General features: G+C 57.8%; 18 protein-coding genes and 1 other RNA gene. 5 read left to right on the forward strand and 14 right to left on the reverse strand.

Features of this window, described 5'->3' with window-relative positions; all coding sequences use genetic code 11:
• Positions 1 to 78: 78 nt before the first annotated feature.
• Complete coding sequence (locus ABIE11_RS10310) at positions 79 to 1,278, forward strand: enolase C-terminal domain-like protein (protein WP_429184446.1); 1,200 nt, start codon at positions 79 to 81, stop codon at positions 1,276 to 1,278.
• Here the strand turns inward: ABIE11_RS10310 and ABIE11_RS10315 are convergent.
• On the reverse strand, positions 1,266 to 1,985 hold the full coding sequence (locus tag ABIE11_RS10315) for a GntR family transcriptional regulator (RefSeq protein ID WP_100777381.1): 720 nt from the start codon (positions 1,983 to 1,985) through the stop codon (positions 1,266 to 1,268). The two genes, ABIE11_RS10310 and ABIE11_RS10315, sit on opposite strands and share 13 nt — an antisense overlap.
• A 94-nt stretch (positions 1,986 to 2,079) precedes the next feature.
• Between ABIE11_RS10315 and ABIE11_RS10320 the strand changes: the two genes are divergently transcribed.
• Positions 2,080 to 3,639, forward strand: coding sequence for an EAL domain-containing protein (locus ABIE11_RS10320; RefSeq protein ID WP_129034621.1), 1,560 nt, complete (start codon positions 2,080 to 2,082; stop codon positions 3,637 to 3,639).
• 29 nt (positions 3,640 to 3,668) lie between these two features.
• On the opposite strand, the gene ABIE11_RS10325 is transcribed toward ABIE11_RS10320, so the two are convergent.
• The 4 genes from ABIE11_RS10325 to ABIE11_RS10340 all read right to left on the reverse strand — a co-directional run bounded on the left by ABIE11_RS10325 (position 3,669) and on the right by ABIE11_RS10340 (position 9,031).
• Positions 3,669 to 4,022, reverse strand: coding sequence for a DUF1428 domain-containing protein (locus ABIE11_RS10325; RefSeq protein ID WP_102104278.1), 354 nt, complete (start codon positions 4,020 to 4,022; stop codon positions 3,669 to 3,671).
• Positions 4,023 to 4,084: 62 nt separating this feature from the next.
• Positions 4,085 to 7,171 (reverse strand): beta-galactosidase, encoded by a 3,087-nt coding sequence (locus tag ABIE11_RS10330; protein WP_429184447.1) that lies wholly within the window; start codon positions 7,169 to 7,171, stop codon positions 4,085 to 4,087.
• 105 nt (positions 7,172 to 7,276) lie between these two features.
• The gene (locus ABIE11_RS10335) at positions 7,277 to 8,344 is read right to left on the reverse strand and encodes a LacI family DNA-binding transcriptional regulator (protein ID WP_429184448.1); all 1,068 of its coding nucleotides are present in this window, start codon (positions 8,342 to 8,344) and stop codon (positions 7,277 to 7,279) included.
• 75 nt (positions 8,345 to 8,419) lie between these two features.
• Positions 8,420 to 9,031, reverse strand: coding sequence for a YczE/YyaS/YitT family protein (locus ABIE11_RS10340; RefSeq protein ID WP_100777386.1), 612 nt, complete (start codon positions 9,029 to 9,031; stop codon positions 8,420 to 8,422).
• Positions 9,032 to 9,115: 84 nt separating this feature from the next.
• On the opposite strand from ABIE11_RS10340, the gene ABIE11_RS10345 reads away from it, so the two are divergent.
• Positions 9,116 to 10,537, forward strand: a complete 1,422-nt coding sequence (locus ABIE11_RS10345; RefSeq protein ID WP_429184449.1) for a PLP-dependent aminotransferase family protein — start codon at positions 9,116 to 9,118, stop codon at positions 10,535 to 10,537.
• Positions 10,538 to 10,600: 63 nt separating this feature from the next.
• On the opposite strand, the gene ABIE11_RS10350 is transcribed toward ABIE11_RS10345, so the two are convergent.
• The 3 genes from ABIE11_RS10350 to ffs all read right to left on the reverse strand — a co-directional run bounded on the left by ABIE11_RS10350 (position 10,601) and on the right by ffs (position 11,407).
• Positions 10,601 to 10,816: a hypothetical protein gene (locus ABIE11_RS10350; protein WP_014069144.1), complete on the reverse strand. Its 216-nt coding sequence runs from the start codon at positions 10,814 to 10,816 to the stop codon at positions 10,601 to 10,603.
• The gene (locus tag ABIE11_RS10355) at positions 10,813 to 11,064 is read right to left on the reverse strand and encodes a hypothetical protein (RefSeq protein ID WP_100777388.1); all 252 of its coding nucleotides are present in this window, start codon (positions 11,062 to 11,064) and stop codon (positions 10,813 to 10,815) included. The genes ABIE11_RS10350 and ABIE11_RS10355 overlap by 4 nt, the downstream gene beginning before the upstream one ends.
• Positions 11,065 to 11,310: 246 nt before the next feature.
• Positions 11,311 to 11,407: signal recognition particle sRNA small type (ffs, locus tag ABIE11_RS10360), an RNA gene on the reverse strand.
• Between the two features lie 217 nt (positions 11,408 to 11,624).
• On the opposite strand from ffs, the gene ABIE11_RS10365 reads away from it, so the two are divergent.
• Positions 11,625 to 11,960: an MGMT family protein gene (locus ABIE11_RS10365; protein WP_429184450.1), complete on the forward strand. Its 336-nt coding sequence runs from the start codon at positions 11,625 to 11,627 to the stop codon at positions 11,958 to 11,960.
• 36 nt (positions 11,961 to 11,996) lie between these two features.
• Here the strand turns inward: ABIE11_RS10365 and ABIE11_RS10370 are convergent, their stop codons facing one another.
• Positions 11,997 to 12,566, reverse strand: coding sequence for a YbaY family lipoprotein (locus tag ABIE11_RS10370; RefSeq protein ID WP_100777390.1), 570 nt, complete (start codon positions 12,564 to 12,566; stop codon positions 11,997 to 11,999).
• A gap of 205 nt (positions 12,567 to 12,771) precedes the next feature.
• On the opposite strand from ABIE11_RS10370, the gene tesB reads away from it, so the two are divergent.
• Entirely contained in the window at positions 12,772 to 13,632 is an 861-nt protein-coding gene (gene tesB / locus ABIE11_RS10375) for an acyl-CoA thioesterase II (protein ID WP_371974606.1), read from the forward strand.
• 104 nt (positions 13,633 to 13,736) lie between these two features.
• Here tesB and amtB read toward each other — a convergent pair whose 3' ends face one another.
• From amtB to ABIE11_RS10400, 5 genes are all read right to left on the reverse strand, one after another.
• Entirely contained in the window at positions 13,737 to 15,023 is a 1,287-nt protein-coding gene (amtB, locus tag ABIE11_RS10380; RefSeq protein WP_100777392.1) for an ammonium transporter AmtB, read from the reverse strand.
• Positions 15,024 to 15,058: 35 nt separating this feature from the next.
• Positions 15,059 to 15,397 (reverse strand): P-II family nitrogen regulator, encoded by a 339-nt coding sequence (gene glnK, locus ABIE11_RS10385; RefSeq protein WP_012016323.1) that lies wholly within the window; start codon positions 15,395 to 15,397, stop codon positions 15,059 to 15,061.
• 219 nt (positions 15,398 to 15,616) lie between these two features.
• Complete coding sequence (locus ABIE11_RS10390) at positions 15,617 to 17,398, reverse strand: SmdB family multidrug efflux ABC transporter permease/ATP-binding protein (protein ID WP_102104283.1); 1,782 nt, start codon at positions 17,396 to 17,398, stop codon at positions 15,617 to 15,619.
• Complete coding sequence (locus ABIE11_RS10395) at positions 17,391 to 19,163, reverse strand: SmdA family multidrug ABC transporter permease/ATP-binding protein (protein WP_420171814.1); 1,773 nt, start codon at positions 19,161 to 19,163, stop codon at positions 17,391 to 17,393. The genes ABIE11_RS10390 and ABIE11_RS10395 overlap by 8 nt, the downstream gene beginning before the upstream one ends.
• 42 nt (positions 19,164 to 19,205) lie before the next feature.
• Positions 19,206 to 19,664 carry an Lrp/AsnC family transcriptional regulator gene (locus ABIE11_RS10400; RefSeq protein WP_429184451.1) on the reverse strand — a complete coding sequence of 153 codons (459 nt, stop codon included), beginning with the start codon at positions 19,662 to 19,664 and terminating at the stop codon, positions 19,206 to 19,208.
• Positions 19,665 to 19,727: the final 63 nt, after the last annotated feature.

Consider the following 19,727-nt stretch of genomic DNA (forward strand, 5'->3'; position numbering starts at 1 on the left):
ACGGTTTACCCGCCAACATTTTTAGGGTGATGATATTCCCCATAACCTATTCCCACAGAGCCCCCAAGGAGTTATTTCGTGACGCCTGTGATGATTAAAAATATCGAATGTTTTATTACCCGCCCGGATCGACATAATCTGGTGACGGTACGTGTCACCACCGACCAGGGGATCACCGGCCACGGCTGCGCCACCTTTCAGCAGCGTCCGCTGGCGGTCAAAACCCTGGTGGATGAGTACCTCAAACCGCTGCTCATTGGTCGCGATGCCAACAATATCGAAGATCTGTGGCAGATGATGAACGTCAACGCCTACTGGCGTAATGGCCCGGTGATGAACAATGCGATATCGGGTGTCGATATGGCGCTGTGGGACATCAAAGGCCAGCTGGCAGGCATGCCGCTCTATCAACTGCTGGGCGGCAAATCCCGCGATGCGATCCCCGCCTACAGCCACGCCAGCGGCGAAACGATGGAAGAACTGTTCGCCTCCGTGGATTCACTGCTGGCGCAGGGTTACCGGCATATTCGCTGTCAGCTTGGCTTTTACGGCGGCACGCCGTCGGCACTTCACGCCCCGGATAATCCAACGCCTGGCGCCTGGTTCGATCAGCAGGAGTACATGGCGAACACCGTCGAGATGTTCCGCGCGCTGCGGGAAAAATATGGCTGGAAGCTGCACATTTTACACGACGTCCACGAGCGACTGTTCCCGCAGCAGGCCGTTCAGCTGGCAAAACTGCTCGAACCGTTCCAGCCCTATTTTATTGAAGATATTTTACCGCCGCAGCAGAGCGCCTGGCTTGAACAGGTGCGCCAGCAAAGCTGCGTACCGCTGGCGATGGGGGAATTGTTCAACAACCCGGCAGAATGGCACGACCTGATCGTCAATCGTCGTATCGACTTCATCCGCTGTCACGTATCACAGATCGGCGGGATCACCCCGGCGATCAAACTGGCGCATCTGTGTCAGGCTTTTGGCGTGCGTTTAGCGTGGCACGGGCCGGGCGACATGACGCCTATCGGCGTAGCGGTGAATACCCATCTGAATATTCATCTGCATAATGCGGCGATTCAGGAGTTCATTCCCCGTTCGCAAACCACGGATGCGGTTTTCCCTGGCGCACCGGTGGCAAAAGAGGGATTTGTCTATCCGCCTGTCAACGCCGGAATCGGCGTGGGCTTCAACGAGGAGCTGGCCCTGGCGCATCCGGTTGTCTACCGCCCGCATGAGTGGACGCAGAGCCGCCTGCCCGATGGGGCGATTCATACACCCTGATTTTGCCGCCAGGTTAAGTTGTCGCGGTTGTAGGGGATGACGTAAGTACAGGTGTAGTTGATGTCGATAATATCGCTCACCTCGAACACGCGTCCTCCGTCGAGAATACCGCGATTATTAATATGCATCGCCGGGCTGCCCTTCTTGCAGCCCAGAATCACCGCCTGTTCGCGGCTGACGCTCACCGCGCGATAGGTGGTCAGCATGTGGGAAATGGTGAAACCTTTGCTCAGCACGTACTGCTGAATCGATCGCTCAATCGCCTGCTGGTTAAGGTCGGGAAAATCCGCCACCGGCATGCTGGAGATCTCCAGCTGTACCGGCGCATCATCGACGTAGCGCAGGCGGCAGAAGTGCCAGATAAAACTCTCCTCGTCTAGCCCAAAAATCTGCTGCGCGGCGCGGTCCGGGCGTGTTTTATGCAGGCTGATCATCCGATAACGGATCTGATCGAAGCGTTTCTCCGTGATCGAGTTATAGACCAGCGGGTTATTGCGCGCCTGCTCGTTGATCCAGATCCCCGAACCCTGCACAATCCGCACCACTCCGATGCTAACCAGCTTTTCCAGCGCCTGGCGAATAGTAAAACGCGACACGCCGTACTCCTCGGCGAGCTGTCTTTCCGGCGACAGCTTACGCGGTCCGGGCGTCGTATCCTGGTAAATTTTGCTCAGCAGATCTTGCGTCACAAACTCTTTTTTTTTCATAAGCCTTACCTGAATGAAATCAAACTCTGCCGCATACTATAAGATTATTATTTAGCGGTAATGTAAATCAGCGGCTCAGAAAGGAAACCCTAGCATGACAACTCGCCAACTGGTCAGTCTGGTGACTGGTGTTCTGATCTTTGCCGTGCTGATCCCCATTTGTCTGAGCGTCTGGATGGCGCACCGCCAGGCAGAAGAGAATTTCGTCGAAGCGCTGGACCGGTACTCCTCACGCGTCTTGCTCCGGGCAGATAAAGTCGTAAGCCAGGGAAAAACCGCCTTAAAACAACTCCAGCCCCTGCAAAGCACGCCCTGTAGTCACGAACATCTCCTCGACATGCGCCGCGTGGCGTTCTCCCTGCGTTACGTCCAGGAAGTGATGTACGTCGTCGACCAAAAGCCGATCTGCTCGTCGCTGGAACAGGTCAGCAACTCCGTACCTTTTCCTGCGCCTGTGCGCACCACCGCCGATGGCTATCGCGCCTGGCTAACGACGCAAAACGATCTGGACGTTAATCGTTTCATGCTGATGCTGGGAAAAGGCCACTACATGGTGGTGATTGACCCGTCATCCCTGATTGACGTTATTCCCTTTGGTTCCTGGCCGATTGATGCCGCGCTGGTCGGCGAGGACAGTAATCGAGTGTTCGCCAGCAGCAACCCGCTGGACCCGCTGATCTGGAAAAAGCTCCATACGCAGAATCTCACGCGCCTGCAGCATGATGGCTTCATGTATGTGGTCAAAGAGGTACCGGAATTACGCTATGCCGTGGTCGCCTGGGCCTCCCTGAAACCGTTAAAAGCGAGCTGGCATCAGCAGCTGCTTTTCTGGTTCCCGTTTGGTGCGCTCATCAGTTTACTGGCCGCCGCGTTTATCCTGCGCGTGTTGCGCCGTTTGCAGTCGCCACGCTATCGCCTGTTGGATGCGATCAACGCCCGCGAACTGGTGGTGCATTATCAGCCCATTGTGGCGCTGGATACGGGTAAGATTACCGGCGCAGAAGCCCTGGTCCGCTGGCCGCAGCCGGACGGCAGTATGCTGTCGCCGAACATCTTTATTCCGCTGGCCGAACAGACCGGATTAACCTCCAGACTTACCCGCCTGGTGTTCGAGAAAGTGTTTGAAGATATGGGCGAATGGCTGCGCCACAATCCGGATCAGCATATTTCGATCAACCTCTCTCCCGCCGATCTGTTTTGCACTGAATTGCCGCCTCTGCTTAGCCGCCTGCTGAACCACTGGCAGATCACACCGCAGCAGATTGCCCTTGAACTGACCGAGCGCGGATTTGCCGATCCGAAGGTGAGCGCGCCCGCGATTGCCAGCTTCCGCCGCTCAGGCCACCCGATTCATATCGACGATTTTGGCACCGGCTACTCCAGCCTCAGCTATCTGCAGGATCTGGACGTGGACATCCTGAAAATTGACAAGTCGTTCGTGGACGCACTGGAGTACAAAAACGTTACGCCGCACATTATCGAAATGGCTAAATCGCTGAAGTTGGCGATGGTGGCCGAAGGGATTGAAACAGAAGGACAGCTTGAGTGGCTGCGCCGCCACGGCGTGCAGTACGGGCAGGGCTGGTTGTACAGCAAGGCCTTGCCAAAAATTGAGTTCATACTGTGGGCAGAGAATAACCTCGATCCAGAGTAATGCCCGGCGAGCCTCGCCGGGCGCACGGATTACTCATCCAGCAGCGGCGCAAATCCGCCGTAGATCATCCTTTTACCGTCAAAGGGCATCGACTCGCCGAACTCTTTCATGCGCGGGTCGGCCATCATCTGCTGGTTAGCTTTATCGCGAACCTCTTTTGACGGATATTCAATCCAGCTAAAGACGACCTCTTCGCCCTCTTCCGCTTTCACCGCCATGCGAAAATCGGTGAGCTTTCCATCGGGAACATCGTCAGCCCAGCACTCCACGATCCGTGTCGCGCCAAATTCTTTAAACAGCGGGGCCGCTTTTGCTGCCATCTCGCGATAAGCCTCCTTATTTTCCGCGGGAACAGCGACCACAAAACCATCAACATACTTCATGAGTCAAACCTCCGAAGTGATCATGCGGCCACCTGGTGTGGCCGCCTCTGACGGATTTAAGTTTAGTCCTGTCGCCAACTAAACGCGTAACGCAGTGACCGTTCTGCGAGGATAAACTCCGGCGAAACGCTTGGGCTCCACGAGTCATCCCCGCCCACGCCCATATGGAATGCGTCGAGAGACAGCCAGCAGCCCGGCTCCTCGATCAGCAGATGATGATGCGTGGTGTCGCGCAGCTGCTGCTGACTGTAGCGGCTGAGCGCAAAGTGGAAATGGCCCTGCAGCTGGTGCGCGCCAAATGTCAGTTCGCGGGTATCGCAGCGCAGGCCGTTTTCCGTCGGGAAGATATAGGGCGTGTGCAGCGCCTCCAGCGGCAGCGTCCAGCGCCCCTGTCGCGCCGCCAGTTTTCGGTCCGGGTAGTTCTCATTCGGTCCGAGCCCCAGCCAGCTTGCGGACGCCGACGCCTCTGCCAGCTGGCAGCTCAGGCCAATGCGCGCCGGCTGTGGAATATCACTTGCCACCTGAATCTGCACATCACCTTGCAGCACACCGTGGATGTCAATGGTCCAGACTTTCCGGCTCATGAACAGCGTTTTGCCGTTAAACTCCCAGGCATGAAGCGTGGTAATCGCCACCTCTTGCGCACGCTGCTCGCCTTCGCACTGCAACACGCGCGGCACGAGGTTATACATTCCCGCCGCTTTCCAGCGTTCCACCCAGGCATTCGGATCGATGCGCGTCGCTTCGCTGACGCCAATATCGTTATCCAGCGGCGCGCGGGTAAAGTTGTCGATGAGCGGCGAGCGCATTGTTTGCGTACCGCGGTTCCACCACTGGACCAGATTTCCGCTGGCGCGATCGAAATGCCAGCGTTGATCCAGGTGGCTCACTTCCAGCACTTCGTCGTTAACCGTCAGCTGCGGTTTTACCTGTCCGGCAACCGGCACTGACACAGACAACGGCGCAGGCAGCGGGAATTGATCCCAGGCGCAGCGATGATTAGCGGGCGACCAGTGGGTTGCTGCCGTCTGGAATACGTCGAGATTCAGCCAGACTTCGCCCGGTGCAGCGGCCAGTTCAGGCAAAGCCATATCAATGCGCTGGGTGCCTTGCGGCGCAACGGACAGCGGCACTTCTCCGCTCGCCACCTCGTCGCCGTCACGCATGATGCACCAGCGCAGGGATTCGTTATCGCTGTGACGGAACAGATAATCGCTGTGCACGTCCACCACCAGCGGCGAAGTGCTCACCAGCGTGAAAGTGAAAAATTGCTGGGCGCGCTGAGCTTCAAACAGCGCCGGATGCGGCGTGCGATCCGGGAATACCAGCCCGTTCAGGCAAAACTGACGATCATTCGGCGTATCGCCAAAATCACCGCCGTAGGCCCAGAACGCCTGGCCATTTTCGTCTTTTTTGGTTAACGCCTGATCCACCCAGTCCCAGACGAACCCGCCCTGCAGGCGCGGATGGGTGCGGAATGCCTGCCAGTATTTGGCAAACCCGCCAAAGCTGTTGCCCATCGCGTGGGCGTACTCGCAGAGGATCAGCGGGCGCGTTTCATCCGGCATCCCGATCCACTTTTTAATCGACCATTTTGGCACCGCCGGGAACGGTTGATCCTGATCGACGCGGGCGTACATCGGGCAGACGATATCCGTCGCGGCGGTATTTGCCCCGCCGCCCTCATACTGGACCGGACGCGTCGGATCGGTGGTTTTGATCCAGCGATAGAGCGCATCGTGATTGGCGCCGTGGCCGGACTCATTGCCCAGCGACCAGAGGATGATCGACGGATGATTGCGGTCGCGCTGCACCATGCGCGTGACGCGCTCGCTCATGGCAGGCAGCCAGCGCGGATCGTCCGCCAGACGGCTCATCGGCACCATGCCGTGGGTTTCAATATTCGCTTCGTCCACCACATACAGGCCGTAGCGGTCGCACAGGCGATACCACAGCGGATGGTTAGGGTAGTGCGAGCAGCGCACGGCGTTAAAGTTATGCTGCTTCATCAGCTCGATATCGCGGCGCATGGTCGCTTCATCCATCACCTGGCCGTTTTCGGGATGGTGCTCGTGGCGGTTCACCCCACGGATCAGCAGCGGCTGACCGTTGACTTTCAGCAGGCCATTGCTGATCTCCACGCGACGGAAACCGACATCGCAGGCCTCCACTTCCAGCAGATTTCCCTGCCCGTCACGCAGAACGAGCGTCAGACGATAAAGCGCGGGCGTTTCGGCACTCCACAGCGCCGGGCGGTCCACCGGCAGAGTGATATGTAAACGCTCGGCCCAGTTGCCGCGCTCATCAACAATCGCAGAGCCAGGACGGGCAGTCGTCGTCGCGACCGGTTCATCATCCTGCCAGAGCGTTAGCACGACTTCGCTGTCGGCCACTGCCTCGCCGCCGAGGGCCACTTCCACCTGCAATTTTGCGCGATCGTAATCCGCATTCAGTTCGGTGACGTAGTGGTAATCGGCAATGTGAGTGGCCGGTTTATGCTGGAGCGACACGTCGCGGAAAATCCCGCTCATCCGCCACATATCCTGGTCTTCCAGATAACTCCCGTCGCACCAGCGCAACACCAGCACCGCCAGGCGATTACTGCCGGGTTTCAGCACAGGTGTAAGATCGAACTCCGCCGGCAGGCGGCTGTCCTGGGAATACCCCACCCACTCGCCGTTGCACCAGAGATAAAACGCCGAGTTCACACCGTCAAAAACGATGCGCGTTTGGCCGCTCTTAAGCCACTCTTCATCCACCTCAAATGTGAGCGAGTAACAACCTGTCGGGTTCTCGGCGGGCACAAACGGGGGATTGACGATGATCGGGTAGGTGACGTTGGTGTAGATCGGCGTATCAACGCCCTGCATCTGCCAGTTTGACGGCACCGGCGTGGTGATAGCCTCAGCACACTCTTCTGTTATCCAGTGTTCAGGAACCTGCTCTGGCGCCGTGAAAAAGTGGAACTGCCAGTCGCCGTTCAGTAACCGCTTGTGCGAAGGTGGCTGCTCATCGCGAGCCTGCATTTCATCGCGCCAGCTGTGAAACGGCGCGTGGGCATCCAGCCGATGCCATTGAGTAACGCCGGGGTTTTCCCAGTCGCGACGAGCTAAAACAGAATGAAGAGAGTGCGGGGATGCGACAGACATAATGACCTCTTTTGCGAAGCGCTCACAATTTTAAGTCACAATGCCCTGGTGAGAGGAGCCGGTAAAGGATCTGACCACGGCAAAGCGAGCCAGATCACAAAAGGATCAGTGCCGCGCCAGCTGCTCAGCCAATAGCGCCAGGGATTTCAGCTGCTGTGCCAGCGCTTCGCGATCGGCCTGATCGGGCGCGTGACGGGCGCTGGAGTGGCGCTCCACCAGCGTGACAGGAAGCTGCGTTTGCCAGAGTTCATCCGTCGAACCAGAAAGAAGCCACTCGACGCTGCGCTCTCCGGCCACGCGAAACGCCTGGCGAATGGTGGTCAGCGGCGGGGAGAACCAGGCGCTGTCAGCGGTATCATCAAATCCCACCACCGACATCTGTCCCGGTACGGCTATCCCTTTTTCAGCACAGGCGCGCATCACGCCGAGGGCCATCTGATCGTTCGCCACCAGAATGGCATCAGGAAGAGCGCTACCCGCCAATAGCTGATGACCTTTTTCATACCCTGACGCCGCGCTCCAGTCGCCATGGGCCATCGCACACGGAACCAGATTGTCCTGCGCCAGCCGCGCCTGCCAGCCCGCGAGACGCGCGCGCGAGGAGACGGAACTCTCTGGCCCGCTGAGCAAGGCAATGCGTCGGTGTCCAAGCGCCAGCAGGTGCTCTGCGCCAAGCTTAGCGCCCTGCTCCGCATCAAAGGCCAGGCGATGAACTTTCGCTTCAGGGGAGACGTCGAAGAATAACACTGGCACCGGTGCGGCAAGCTGGCGAATCTGTTCGGCGAGGGGATCGTCGAGGGGAACGTTGACCAGCAAGCCCTCCACGCGCTGGGCCAGTAACTCCTGGAGTGCCGCCTGGCACCGCTCAGGATGTTCCACCATCGAAATCAGCACGCTTGCGCCGCACTCACCCGCGCGGGATTTTACCGCAGAGGCGATTTGCGAGGGCGCATGCAGCGCCAGGTCGGTGGTAATCAGCCCCAGCGTGCGGGTGCGTTTTCCGGCCAGTTGCTGCGCACCGCGATTGGGGACGTAGTGCAGTTCAGCCATCGCCTGCTGCACCTTTTCACGGGTCCTTGCGGAGACGTGCTCCGCGTCGTTTATTACACGGGAGACCGTCTGATAGGAAACGCCCGCCAGGCGGGCAACGTCATAGAGAGTGATGGCTTTCATGCTTTTCGTATCGCAGCGGGAGATGCCGTTATTCTGGCACAGCGCGGCGGGTAAAGCATGTGAACGCTTCGCAGTTTAAACAATTCGTTCCGGCTCTGGCACCAGCGTCACCTGCGGCTTCTGACGAAACCACGGCAGGCAGATCTGGATCAGCGGGCCGATAGCCAGCGCGTACAGGACCGTGCCCACGCCAAAGGTTCCACCGAGCACGCAACCAATCAGCAACACCGACACTTCTATCGCCGTACGCACGCTGCGCACCGACCAGCCCGTGCGGGCGTTAATACCGGTCATCAGGCCGTCGCGCGGGCCGGAGCCAAACCCTGCGCCGATGTACATTCCGGTCGCCAGCGCATTGACCACCACGGCGGAGATGAGCAGCGCGCTGCGGGCCACCAGCGAACTCATCTCCGGGAGCAGCGACAGGGACGCATCGGCCGCCAGGCCAATCACAATGACGTTACTGATTGTGCCAAGGCCAGGGCGCTGGCGCAGTGGGATCCAGAACAGCAGCACCAGCGCACCGGTCAAAATCATCACCGTGCCGATGTCCATCGCCAGCAGACGGGCGACGCCCAGATGGAACACGTTCCACGGATCGGCACCGAGATCGGCGCGGACAAACATCGCCGTAGAAAGCCCGTAAAATCCCAGTCCGACGTAAAGTTGCAGTAAGCGACGCAGCATGATGGTTCTCCAGAAAGTTATGCTTTCATCCTGGCTGAAAATGGCTCTATGATTAATGTCCAGTTTTCAAATAGTGGACTGCTTATGTCATCTCGTCGCTTCGGTAGCCAGTCTCTGGTGCGCCTCTTAGGCCACTGGCAACAGCCCTCCTCCCGCACGTCTTTATGGCGACAACTGGCGGACGCCCTGCGCCTGTTGATTCTCGATGGCCGACTGGCCCTCGATACGCGCCTGCCCGGTGAACGCGAACTGGCTACGGTGCTCAACGTGAGCCGCACGACGATTGCCAGCGCGCTCGCACACCTGCGCGACGCCGGGTATCTGGAGAGCCGCCACGGCAGCGGCTCCCGCATTATTCTGCCGGACAGCCACGCCGTCCCGACGCGAGCGGCCATCAGCACTGCGCTGGATCTCTCAACCGCCGCGCTCAGCGCCGGGCCGGAAATTCACCAGGCTTATACCCACGCGCTCACCGCCATGACCCAACACCTCTCTCACACGGGTTATGACCAGCTGGGCTTACCGGAGCTGCGCGAAACCATCGCTGCACGTTATTCTTCGCGCGGGCTGCCGACGCGGGCAGACGAAATCATGGTGGTCAACGGTGCGGTCAGCGGTCTGGCGCTGGTGCTGCGCATGTTGACCGGGCCAGGCGATCGGGTGGTGGTGGATCATCCCACTTACCCGCTGGCGATTGCGGCAATCCAGGGCGCGTCCTGTCGTCCTGTTGGCGTGGCGCTGCCGGAATCGGGCTGGGATACGGACGGCTTTGCCGCGACGCTGGCGCAAACCGCACCACGACTGGCGTACCTGATGCCGGATTTCCATAATCCCACCGGGCGCTGCATGGACATCGCCACGCGCCAGACCATCACCGATATCGCTGCACAAACCCGCACCACGCTGGTGGTGGATGAGACCATGGTTGACCTGTGGTTTGATGCGCCTCCCCCGCCGCCGCTGGCGGCGTTTAACCCGCAGGCCAACGTCATTACCCTCGGTTCGGCGGGCAAAAGTTTCTGGGGGGGATTACGCCTGGGCTGGATCCGCGCCTCGTCGCGCACCATTGCCACGCTGGCCCAGACGCGCGATACGCTCGATCTTGGATCGCCGTTGCTGGAACAGCTAGCTACCTTGTGGCTGATTGAGCACGCCGCCACTTTCCTGCCCGCAAGACGGCAGATGCTGACAGAACGCCGCGATCGCTGCAGCACGTTAATGCGTGAGCATTTTCCGGAATGGCGTTTTCACGAGCCAGAGGGCGGGCTGTCGTATTGGGTGGAACTGCCTGGGATGGTCGCCACGCAGCTCGGCGCGCGGGCGGAGACGCTGGGAATTCATCTCGGCACCGGCACACGCTTTGGGCTTTCCGGGGCGTTTGACCGCTATCTGCGTATGCCTTTCTCAATGGATTCGGCGCAGCTGGAAAATGCGCTACTGCGAATTAAACCGTTGTGGAACTCGCTGAACAGAAGTGAAAGTTATTTAAAACGTGGCGTAATATAACCAGCGGGAAATAAAAACTGCTGGCTGCACTAGATGCAGTCAGCAGTTTTCACAGGTTTGTCATCAGTGCTGAGGAGGAATCGGAAAACCTTTCAGAGAAATAACGAAATTTTCTCCTTCTTTCTTTATTTTCGCGCCCGTATCACACCAGTCAGACGCAATGCGAAAGAACTCATCACTTCCTACATTCCAGCCAAGACGTACGTGTTTTACATAGCCTGAACGAAGCAGATCGCAGGCCTCTTTGTAGTCGTTGGCAGTAGACAGTTGTTGTTTCATTTTCTCTTCTTCAGAAGTTTGCGTAGAGCCTTGATTTCTTTAGGAGTAAAAGGAGTCACACTCTCTTCTTCCGTATGCTGATTATCAATATCCTCTTCCGTTACTCCCGCCTCTTCCACTGCCTCAAACGCCAGCAGCAGCAGTTTTTCTGTCGTCACGCTTAAATTCTCGTTATTCGCTTCGGCATAATGACGAAGTCTCTCTTTTAGCGCTTCATCAATTTTTACGTTTAAGACTGCAGTGCCCATGTTTGTCACTTCCCTTCGGAATAAGTTATTTAATTTAATACACGAAGTTACCGGGGCAATCCACTGATATATTTTTTGCTTATGACGGATTAAAAACACCCCGACATTAATTTGCCAGTCTATTATTACAGGTTTATGACAATATTATTTCATTGCAATGAAGGATATATTACATAACCCCTTTATATTCATGGGCAATATTTTTTAAGAGGGAGAAATTTTCAGGGAGGCAGAAATGGGTGGGGGCCCTGCCAGCTACATCCCGGCACACACGTCATCTGCCTTGGCTGCTTCCTTCCGGATCTGACCTGGTAAACAGAGTAGTGTTGCGGGAGAACCAACAGAGCCCCCATTGAGAGCGTTGTTACCCAACGCGCTGGCGCATTATCCCTGCACAGGATCGCAATTGCAAGTTAACCGCGACCGGATGATGGTTTATTGCGCAAACTGTGGAATTTATCCGAGATTATGCCCATCCCCGCATGAAATCTGCGCTGGACTGCGCGATTATGCCTGTCTACATTAGACCCGAACTTCCCGCCCTTTTTCCGGAAGAATCGATGACCTTACCAAAGGAGCGCCCCATGGATGAACATGACTCTTTCCCCCAACGGGTCTGGCAAATTGTGGCCTCGATTCCGGAAGGGTATGTCACCACCTATGGTGATATCGCAAGACTCGCCGGTTCCCCGCGCGCGGCGCGCCAGGTCGGCGGCGTGCTGAAACGTCTGCCGGAAGGCAGTACGCTGCCCTGGTATCGGGTGGTAAATCGACAGGGTGAAATTTCTCTGACCGGCCCGGATTTGCAGCGTCAGCGCCAGGCATTGCTGTCTGAAGGTGTGCAGGTGTCAGGAAAAGGGAAGATTGATATGCAGAAGTATCGCTGGGTGTATTAACTGCCCTCCCCGGGAAGGAGAGGGCAAAGGTCAGACTTAATACTGTGTCGGTGCAGGTACTGCAGAAGATGGGTTAACCTGCGTTGGCGACGTTGACGGAACCGTCGTCGCGGCACCACCACCCTGCTGTAACGGCACGGCAGTCTGCTGAACCGGAACCAGCGTCAGGTCAGCTTTGGTCCCGCCCTGGTTGATCACCGGCTGTACCGTATCGGTAATGAACACCAGTTTGTCGTTCACGGTAATCGCTGCGCTCAGCAGGATACGCGCGTTCGGCTGGATTTCCGCCGGGTTAAACGGCAGCACAAAGCTGAACGGTGACTGTTTCCCTTCGGTACGTACCGCTTTCTGCGACAGCACTTTAGACGGCGCATCGGCCAGAGAAGCATCCGACAGGGTCACCGTTAAGACGGCGTCCGGCGGCAGGGCCACTTTCTGGCGGATCCACACCGTACCGGAAACGTTAGGTTGCTGCATGGTTGGCTGTGTCGTCGCTCCAGCGGCATTTGGGTTTGGCGCTGGCGTCTGGATGTCGGCACTTTTATCCGCACAGGCAGACAGAGCAACCGCTACCGCTAAACCACTAAGCATGTGCACGAGTTTCATTGAGTTCTCCTTATCTTCAATGCACCAGCGGGATCGATCCCGCCAAGAGTCGTTAGCAAATACATAACGTGACTAAGTGTGGCACATATCACTTATATATGCCTGGTTTCAGCCGCTTATTCAGATTATTGCACCCATCGGACCACTCTCCTTTTTACGTTATAATCATCCTATCTTTCGCCACGGCGTTTTATTGAGGATGACTATGAGTCAAGCACTGAACAATCTGCTGACATTACTGAATCTGGAAAAAATTGAAGAAGGACTCTTTCGCGGGCAGAGCGAAGACCTTGGCTTACGCCAGGTTTTCGGCGGCCAGGTGGTGGGACAGGCGCTGTATGCCGCCAAAGAGACCGTGCCTGCAGACCGTCTGGTGCACTCGTTTCACAGCTATTTTTTACGTCCTGGCGACAGCGCAAAACCGATAATCTATGACGTCGAAGTGCTGCGTGACGGCAACAGTTTTAGCGCCCGCCGCGTCGCGGCCATCCAGAACGGCAAACCGATTTTTTATATGACGGCGTCATTCCAGGCACCGGAAAGCGGTTATGAGCATCAAAAAACGATGCCGCCTGCCCCGGCACCGGACGAACTGAAATCGGAAACGGACATTGCCCGGGCGCTGGCGCATCTGTTGCCGCCGCAGGTGAAAGAGAAATTCCTGTGCGATAAACCGCTGGAAATCCGTCCGGTCGAGTTCCACAACCCGATGAAGGGCCATATCGCCGAGCCAAAACGTCAGGTGTGGATCCGCGCCAACGGTGCAATGCCGCAGGATCTTCGCGTTCACCAGTATCTGCTGGGCTATGCGTCTGATTTCAACTTCCTGCCGGTGGCGCTGCAACCGCACGGCGTGGGCTTCCTCGAAAAAGGGATGCAGGTCGCAACCATCGACCACTCCATGTGGTTCCATCGTCCGTTCGATATGAACGAATGGCTGCTGTACAGCGTGGAAAGCACCTCGGCGTCGAGCGCGCGCGGGTTTGTTCGCGGTGAATTTTATACGCAGGATGGCGTCCTGGTTGCCTCTACGGTGCAGGAAGGGGTAATGCGAAACCGGGGATAATCTGTGCCCTCACCTCGCCCCTCTTCTCGTGACTGTCCGTGACTGAGGGAAAAAATAAAGCCTCCCATCGGGAGGCTTTTTGCTACAGGAGAAACTCAATCTGCTCAGGCGTTGTACGCATTCTCGCCATGGCTGTTCACATCCAGCCCTTCGCGCTCTTGCTCTTCCGGTACACGCAGGCCAACGGTCATGTCCGCCAGTTTGTAGCCGATGAAGGCCACAACACCCGACCAGACGATAGTGATGGCGATACTTTCCAGCTGAACCAGCAGCTGATGGCCCATGGTCACGCCTTCTGCGTAGCCTACGCCACCGAGGGAGGTCGCGGCGAAGATACCGGTCATGATGCAGCCAACGATACCGCATACGCCGTGCACACCGAACACATCACAAGGGTCATCGACACGCAGAACGCGTTTCAGCGCCGTTACGCCCCACAGACCCGCCAGACCGGCAACGATACCAATCAGCAGCGCGCCGCCGACACCGACATAACCACACGCCGGGGTGATGCCAACCAGACCGGCAATCGCACCGGAACAGGCGCCCAGCAGTGATGGTTTACCGCGTACCACCCACTCACCAAACACCCAGGAGAGGATTGCGCCTGCAGTTGCTACCACGGTGTTCACAAAGGCCAGCGCAGCGATTTCGTTTGCAGCACTTGCTGAACCGGCGTTGAAACCGAACCAGCCAAAATAGAGGATTGCCGTACCGGTGAAGACCATCGGCAGGTTGTGCGGTTTAAACGCCTCTTTGCCAAAGCCCACACGCTTGCCAATCAGGTATGCCCCGACCAGACCTGCAACCGCAGCGTTAATATGCACCACCGTGCCGCCTGCGAAGTCCAGCGCACCGTGAGACGCCAGCAGACCGCCGCCCCAGACCATGTGCGCAATCGGCACATAAGAGAGTGTCAGCCACACCACCACGAAGATCAGCACGGCGGAGAAACGAATACGTTCTGCCAGCGCGCCGACGATCAGGCCGACGGTGATACAGGCGAATGACCCCTGGAACGCCACGTGGATGTACTGATAGAAGCTCCCCATCAGGGCAGTCAGCTGGATATTTTTCAGCATCGCCCAGTTGAAGTTGCCGAAGAAGGCGTTGCCTTCGCCGAAGGCCAGCGAGTAGCCGTAGACCACCCACAGGACGCAGACCAGCGCGAAGGTCACTGCGACCTGCGTCAGCATGGACAGCACGTTCTTACCGCGGATCAGACCGCCGTAAAACAGCGCGATGCCCGGAATTGTCATGAACAGCACCAGCGCGGTGCAGATCATCATAAAGGCGTTATCCGCCTTGTCGGCTACCGCAGGAGCCGCCATCGCCAGGCCCGGCAGCAGTGCCAGAGACCCCAGAGCTGTTTTGATTGTTGCTTTCTTCATTTTCTCGATCCCTATCACTGTGTGCCAGGAGTTACTTACAGTGCAGCTTCGTCAGCTTCGCCCGTACGGATGCGAATGACGCGCTGCAATTCGGCAACGAAAATTTTGCCGTCGCCAATTTTTCCGGTGTAAGCCGCTTTGCTCACCACATCAATCACCTCATCGAGTTGATCGTCAGCGATAGCCACATCAATCTTCACTTTAGGCAGGAAGTTGACGCTGTATTCGGCTCCGCGATAAAGCTCCGCATGGCCCTTCTGACGACCAAAGCCTTTCACTTCGGTAACCGTCAGTCCCTGAATCCCCATTGAAGACAGTGCTTCACGAACGTCTTCGAGTTTGAATGGTTTGATGACAACCGTAACCAGCTTCATAGTTCCTCTCCAGTCAGAATTCGATAATGGCCGCGTTTTACAACAGAGGTATTGCAAGGGGTGTGCCAGAGTTTGAAAAGGCGAAGAAATCAGGCGGGAAAGGCAGGAAATGGCACTTCTGAAGAAATGGATAAAAAAAACGCACCATGACAGTGCAGGGTGCGTTTCATTTTTGCACCAACAGAAATCCCTGTTAGCGCAGTGCTTAATTTTGGTGCATCAGGCGCTCAGAGACTCCTCTTCGCGCGTGCTGGCGGCCAGCTCTTCTCCGGCCAGCTGCAGCTGGTACATTTGCCAGTAACGTCCTTTCGCTTCCAGCAGCTCGCGATGCGTGCCGCGCTCGACGGCTTGCCCGCGATGCAGCACCAGAATGGTGTCGGCATCAACAATCGTCGACAGACGGTGCGCAATCACCACCAGCGTGGTCTTCTCCCGCACTTCCGCCAGCGCCTGCTGAATGGCCTGCTCGGTGCCAGAATCAATGCTGGCTGTCGCTTCGTCGAGAATGAGCACCTGCGGCGTTTCAATCAAGACTCGCGCCAGCGCCAGCAGCTGCTTCTGCCCCACGGAGAGGTTATTGCCCTGCTCGCCCAGTTTGGTGTAGATCCCATCGCTCATGGTGCGTGCCAGCTCTGCCAGCTGGACTTTTTCCAGCACCGCCCAGACCTGTTCCTCGCTAAACGGACGGCCCAGAGTGACGTTGGCAAAGAAGGAGTCAGCCATCACCACCGGGTCCTGCTGCACCATCGCAATCCCCTTGCGCAGCACGTCGTGGCTCAGGGTGGAGAGCGGACGGCCATCAAGACGGATTTCACCGCTCGTGAGCGGGTAATACCCCATCAGCAGGCTGGCGAGGGTACTCTTACCGCTGCCCGTGTGACCCACCAGCGCGACAAAGCTGCGTGACGGGATATCGAGATGAATGTCCTGCAGCACCAGACGATCTTCGCGATAGGCAAAGGAGGCATGATCGATCTCGATCGTGCCGCTTTTCAGTTCGCGCTCGTCGTCGCCGTAGGTTTGTCGTGGACGATCCATCAGCTCGAAGACGCGTTCACCGGCGACCACCGCCTGCTGCAGAATGGATTGCTGTGTCGTCAGTTCGATCAGCGGCTCGTTCAGACGCCCGAGGTAGCTGATAAACGCGTACAGCACACCCACTTCAATCGTGCCGCCCGCGCCGAAACCAAACAGCATCAGCAGACCGCACAGCACCAGCGCCGAAAACAGGCTCAGCAGCGGACGCAAGAGGAAACCGTCCAGACGCAGGGTTTGCATGCGCGCCATATAGTGCGAGCGGCTCGCCTCACCCATGCGTTCGCCAAAACGTGCCTGCTGGCGGAACTGCTGAATCACGCTCATGCCGTTGATGACTTCGTTAAAACCGTCATTGATATCTGCCAGATAAGCGCGAACCCGGCGCACAATCGGCGTGCTGTAGCGCTGGTAAATCACCATGACGATCAGCACTGCCGGGAAGATGGTGATTGCCACCAGCGCCATACGCCAGTCGAGGCTGAACATTGCCACCAGCATGGCGCCGACGAGCGCGGCGCTACGCAGCACCGTGGCGACCACGGTCACGTACAGGTCGCGGATCACTTCCGTATCGTTGGTGACGCGGGAGATCACCTGGCCGACGGGCTGGGTATCAAACTCGCTCAAGGGCTGGCGCAGGGCCGCATCCATCACGTCGGTGCGCAGCTGTTGCACTACGCCGACCGCCGCCTGGTTAAACAGCAGCGACTGAGCATAGTGCAACGACGCCGCCAGCAGCTGAAGCCCGACGTAAGCCGCGCCCAGCCCGGCAACCAGGCCCAGCGGCAGATAGCTTTTGGCGACCATGTTGTCGATGAAATAGCTGATCAGCAGCGGGCCACTGACTTCGGCAATCGCCGCCACCCACAGCATCACCACCGCGATAGAGAGCGGTTTGCGCCACGGCGAACCGTAGGCCAGCAGGCGTTTCAGGGTCGGCCACAGCTGGGTAAACTTACGCATGGGTGGCCTCCTCGTTCAGATCTGGCGCATCGTCCAGGGCCGCCTCCAGCTGTTGATAGCGGTGCATATCGCGATACCACCCGGGCTGTTCCGCAAGCTGATCATGGTGCCCGCGCTGGGCAATATGCCCGTGCTGCATCACCAGAATTTCGTTCGCTTCCGTCAGGGCCGAGAGCCGGTGGGCGCTGATAATCACCGTCCGCCCTTCGCCCCACTGACGCAGGTTATGCAGGATCTGGTGTTCCGTGCGCCCGTCGACCGCAGAGAGCGCATCGTCGAGGATCAGAATTTCAGCGTTCAGCAGCAGCGCACGCGCAATGGAAATACGCTGTTTCTGCCCGCCCGACAGCATCACGCCGCGCTCGCCCACTTCGGTGGCATAACCCTGCGGCAGGCGCAGAATATCGTCGTGAACGCTGGCCAGGCGCGCTACGTGCTCAATCTCTTCCTGCGTCGCCGTGGGATGGCCCAGCGCAATGTTGTTGGCAACCGTATCCGAGAACAAAAACGGCGTTTGACTGACGACCGCCAGGCGGCTGCGCCAGGCGTCCAGCTGCAGGCGCGTCAAGGGAATATCGTGAAAACGAATGTCCCCCTGGGTGACATCAAAGTGACGCTGAATCAGCGACAGCACGGTGCTTTTCCCGGCACCGGTTGGGCCGCAGATCCCCAGCATCTGTCCTGGGCGCAGCGTAAAGCTGACGTTTTCCAGCGTCGGGCGTTCGGTTTGCGGATACGAAAACGCCGTAATCGCCACCTCCAGCACACCGCGCCCTTCCGGCACGGATTCGCTGCCGTCGTTCACCACCGGTGCTTCCGCCAGCATCGCGCGAATACGGCTGTACGCCGCGCTGCCGCGTTCGACGATATTAAACATCCACGCCAGCGCCAGCATCGGCCAGATCATCAGCCCGAGATACATGGCGAAGCTGGTCAGCTGACCAAGGGTCATGGAGCCGTTAACCACCATCCAGCTCCCGCCGCCGATTGCCAGCAGATTGGCGGTGCCAATGGCGATATAAATTGTCGGGTCAAAGCGCGCATCAATTCGCGCCACGCGCAGGTTTTTCGCGCCGGTGTCTGCGGCATCGGCGGCAAACTGCGCCGACTGGCGATCTTCAAGGCCAAAGGCTTTGATCATGCGGATGCTGGTCATGCTCTCCTGCGTTCTGTCGTTCAGAGAGGAGAACGCCGCCTGGGCCAGCTTGAAGCGCTCGTGCAACTGTTCGCCGAAGCGGTTGATGGCCAGCGCCATGAGGGGCATTGGCAGCAGCGCCAGCAGGGTGAGCTGCCAGCTGATTTGCGTCGACATTACGATCAGCACCGCGCAACCCATCACCAGCGAATCAACCAGGGTTAACACCCCTTCCCCGGCGGCAAACACCACGCGATCCACGTCGTTGGTGGCGCGTGCAATCAGATCGCCCGTACGGTGGCGCAGGTAGAATTCAGGATGCTGGCGGCTGAGCTGACGATAAAAATCTTCGCGCAGCTCCACGGCGAGCTGATACGACGCGCCGAAGAGCAGCACGCGCCAGACGTAGCGCAGCAGGTAGACAATCACCGCAGTCAGGACCAGCGTGCCGATCCACATCATCACCCGTGCGGTGGTGTAATGTTGTTCTGTGACGCCGTCCACCACATATCCCACCACTTTCGGCGGAATGAGCTGGAGAATGGCAATAATAATAAGCAGGGCCACTGCGCCGAGATAGCGTCGCCACTCCCGGCGGAAGTACCAGCTTAACTGAGCAAATAATCGCACGCGGTAAATTCCTGAAGGTATTGTTCCGGCAAGGCCAGGAAGTTATTCAATGGGTAAAGCGGTGGTGTATTTAATCTGTTCCATGGCGAAGCTTGAGGTGACATCCGACAAGCCCGGCACGCTGTTGACCAGCCGTTTGTAGAAGTCGTCATACCGTTTCATGTCCGCCACCTGCACGCGCATCAGATAGTCGTATTCCCCTGCCATGCGCCAGAAACCGAGCACTTCGGGCATCTCGGAGACTTCGGTGACAAACCGGCAGTACCAGTCGCTGCTGTGGTGCGGCGTTTTTATCAGAACAAACGCGGTCAATCCAAGCCCCAGTTTTTCGGGATCGAGCAGCGCCACGCGGCCCAGCAAAACGCCGTCGTCTTCCAGTCTTTTTAGGCGTTTCCAGCAGGGTGTGGTGGTCAGATTAACGGCATCAGCGAGCGCCTGCAAAGAGAGGGTGCAGTCCTTTTGCAGCAGAGAGAGCAGCTTACGGTCAATTTTATCTAACATACCCCGCCTCACAGAGAATAATTTTCTCCTGACATTCTATTTTAAAGGCCAGATAGCAACAAT

The organism is Lelliottia sp. 489, assembly GCF_050435885.1.
In the GTDB taxonomy this organism is placed as follows: Bacteria; Pseudomonadota; Gammaproteobacteria; order Enterobacterales; family Enterobacteriaceae; genus Enterobacter; species Enterobacter nimipressuralis.

What these genes read in the sequence shown, in the direction of transcription:
- ABIE11_RS10325 (WP_102104278.1), bottom strand. Translation starts at nt 4,022, where the DNA reads ATGAAGTATGTTGATGGTTTTGTGGTCGCTGTTCCCGCGGAAAATAAG.
- ABIE11_RS10320 (WP_129034621.1), top strand. Translation starts at nt 2,080, where the DNA reads ATGACAACTCGCCAACTGGTCAGTCTGGTGACTGGTGTTCTGATCTTT.
- ABIE11_RS10390 (WP_102104283.1), bottom strand. Translation starts at nt 17,398, where the DNA reads ATGCGTAAGTTTACCCAGCTGTGGCCGACCCTGAAACGCCTGCTGGCC.
- ABIE11_RS10340 (WP_100777386.1), bottom strand. Translation starts at nt 9,031, where the DNA reads ATGCTGCGTCGCTTACTGCAACTTTACGTCGGACTGGGATTTTACGGG.
- amtB (WP_100777392.1), bottom strand. Translation starts at nt 15,023, where the DNA reads ATGAAGAAAGCAACAATCAAAACAGCTCTGGGGTCTCTGGCACTGCTG.
- ABIE11_RS10350 (WP_014069144.1), bottom strand. Translation starts at nt 10,816, where the DNA reads ATGAAACAACAACTGTCTACTGCCAACGACTACAAAGAGGCCTGCGAT.
- ABIE11_RS10365 (WP_429184450.1), top strand. Translation starts at nt 11,625, where the DNA reads ATGACCTTACCAAAGGAGCGCCCCATGGATGAACATGACTCTTTCCCC.
- tesB (WP_371974606.1), top strand. Translation starts at nt 12,772, where the DNA reads ATGAGTCAAGCACTGAACAATCTGCTGACATTACTGAATCTGGAAAAA.
- ABIE11_RS10400 (WP_429184451.1), bottom strand. Translation starts at nt 19,664, where the DNA reads ATGTTAGATAAAATTGACCGTAAGCTGCTCTCTCTGCTGCAAAAGGAC.
- ABIE11_RS10355 (WP_100777388.1), bottom strand. Translation starts at nt 11,064, where the DNA reads ATGGGCACTGCAGTCTTAAACGTAAAAATTGATGAAGCGCTAAAAGAG.
- ABIE11_RS10335 (WP_429184448.1), bottom strand. Translation starts at nt 8,344, where the DNA reads ATGAAAGCCATCACTCTCTATGACGTTGCCCGCCTGGCGGGCGTTTCC.
- ABIE11_RS10370 (WP_100777390.1), bottom strand. Translation starts at nt 12,566, where the DNA reads ATGAAACTCGTGCACATGCTTAGTGGTTTAGCGGTAGCGGTTGCTCTG.
- glnK (WP_012016323.1), bottom strand. Translation starts at nt 15,397, where the DNA reads ATGAAGCTGGTTACGGTTGTCATCAAACCATTCAAACTCGAAGACGTT.
- ABIE11_RS10345 (WP_429184449.1), top strand. Translation starts at nt 9,116, where the DNA reads ATGTCATCTCGTCGCTTCGGTAGCCAGTCTCTGGTGCGCCTCTTAGGC.
- ABIE11_RS10315 (WP_100777381.1), bottom strand. Translation starts at nt 1,985, where the DNA reads ATGAAAAAAAAAGAGTTTGTGACGCAAGATCTGCTGAGCAAAATTTAC.
- ABIE11_RS10330 (WP_429184447.1), bottom strand. Translation starts at nt 7,171, where the DNA reads ATGTCTGTCGCATCCCCGCACTCTCTTCATTCTGTTTTAGCTCGTCGC.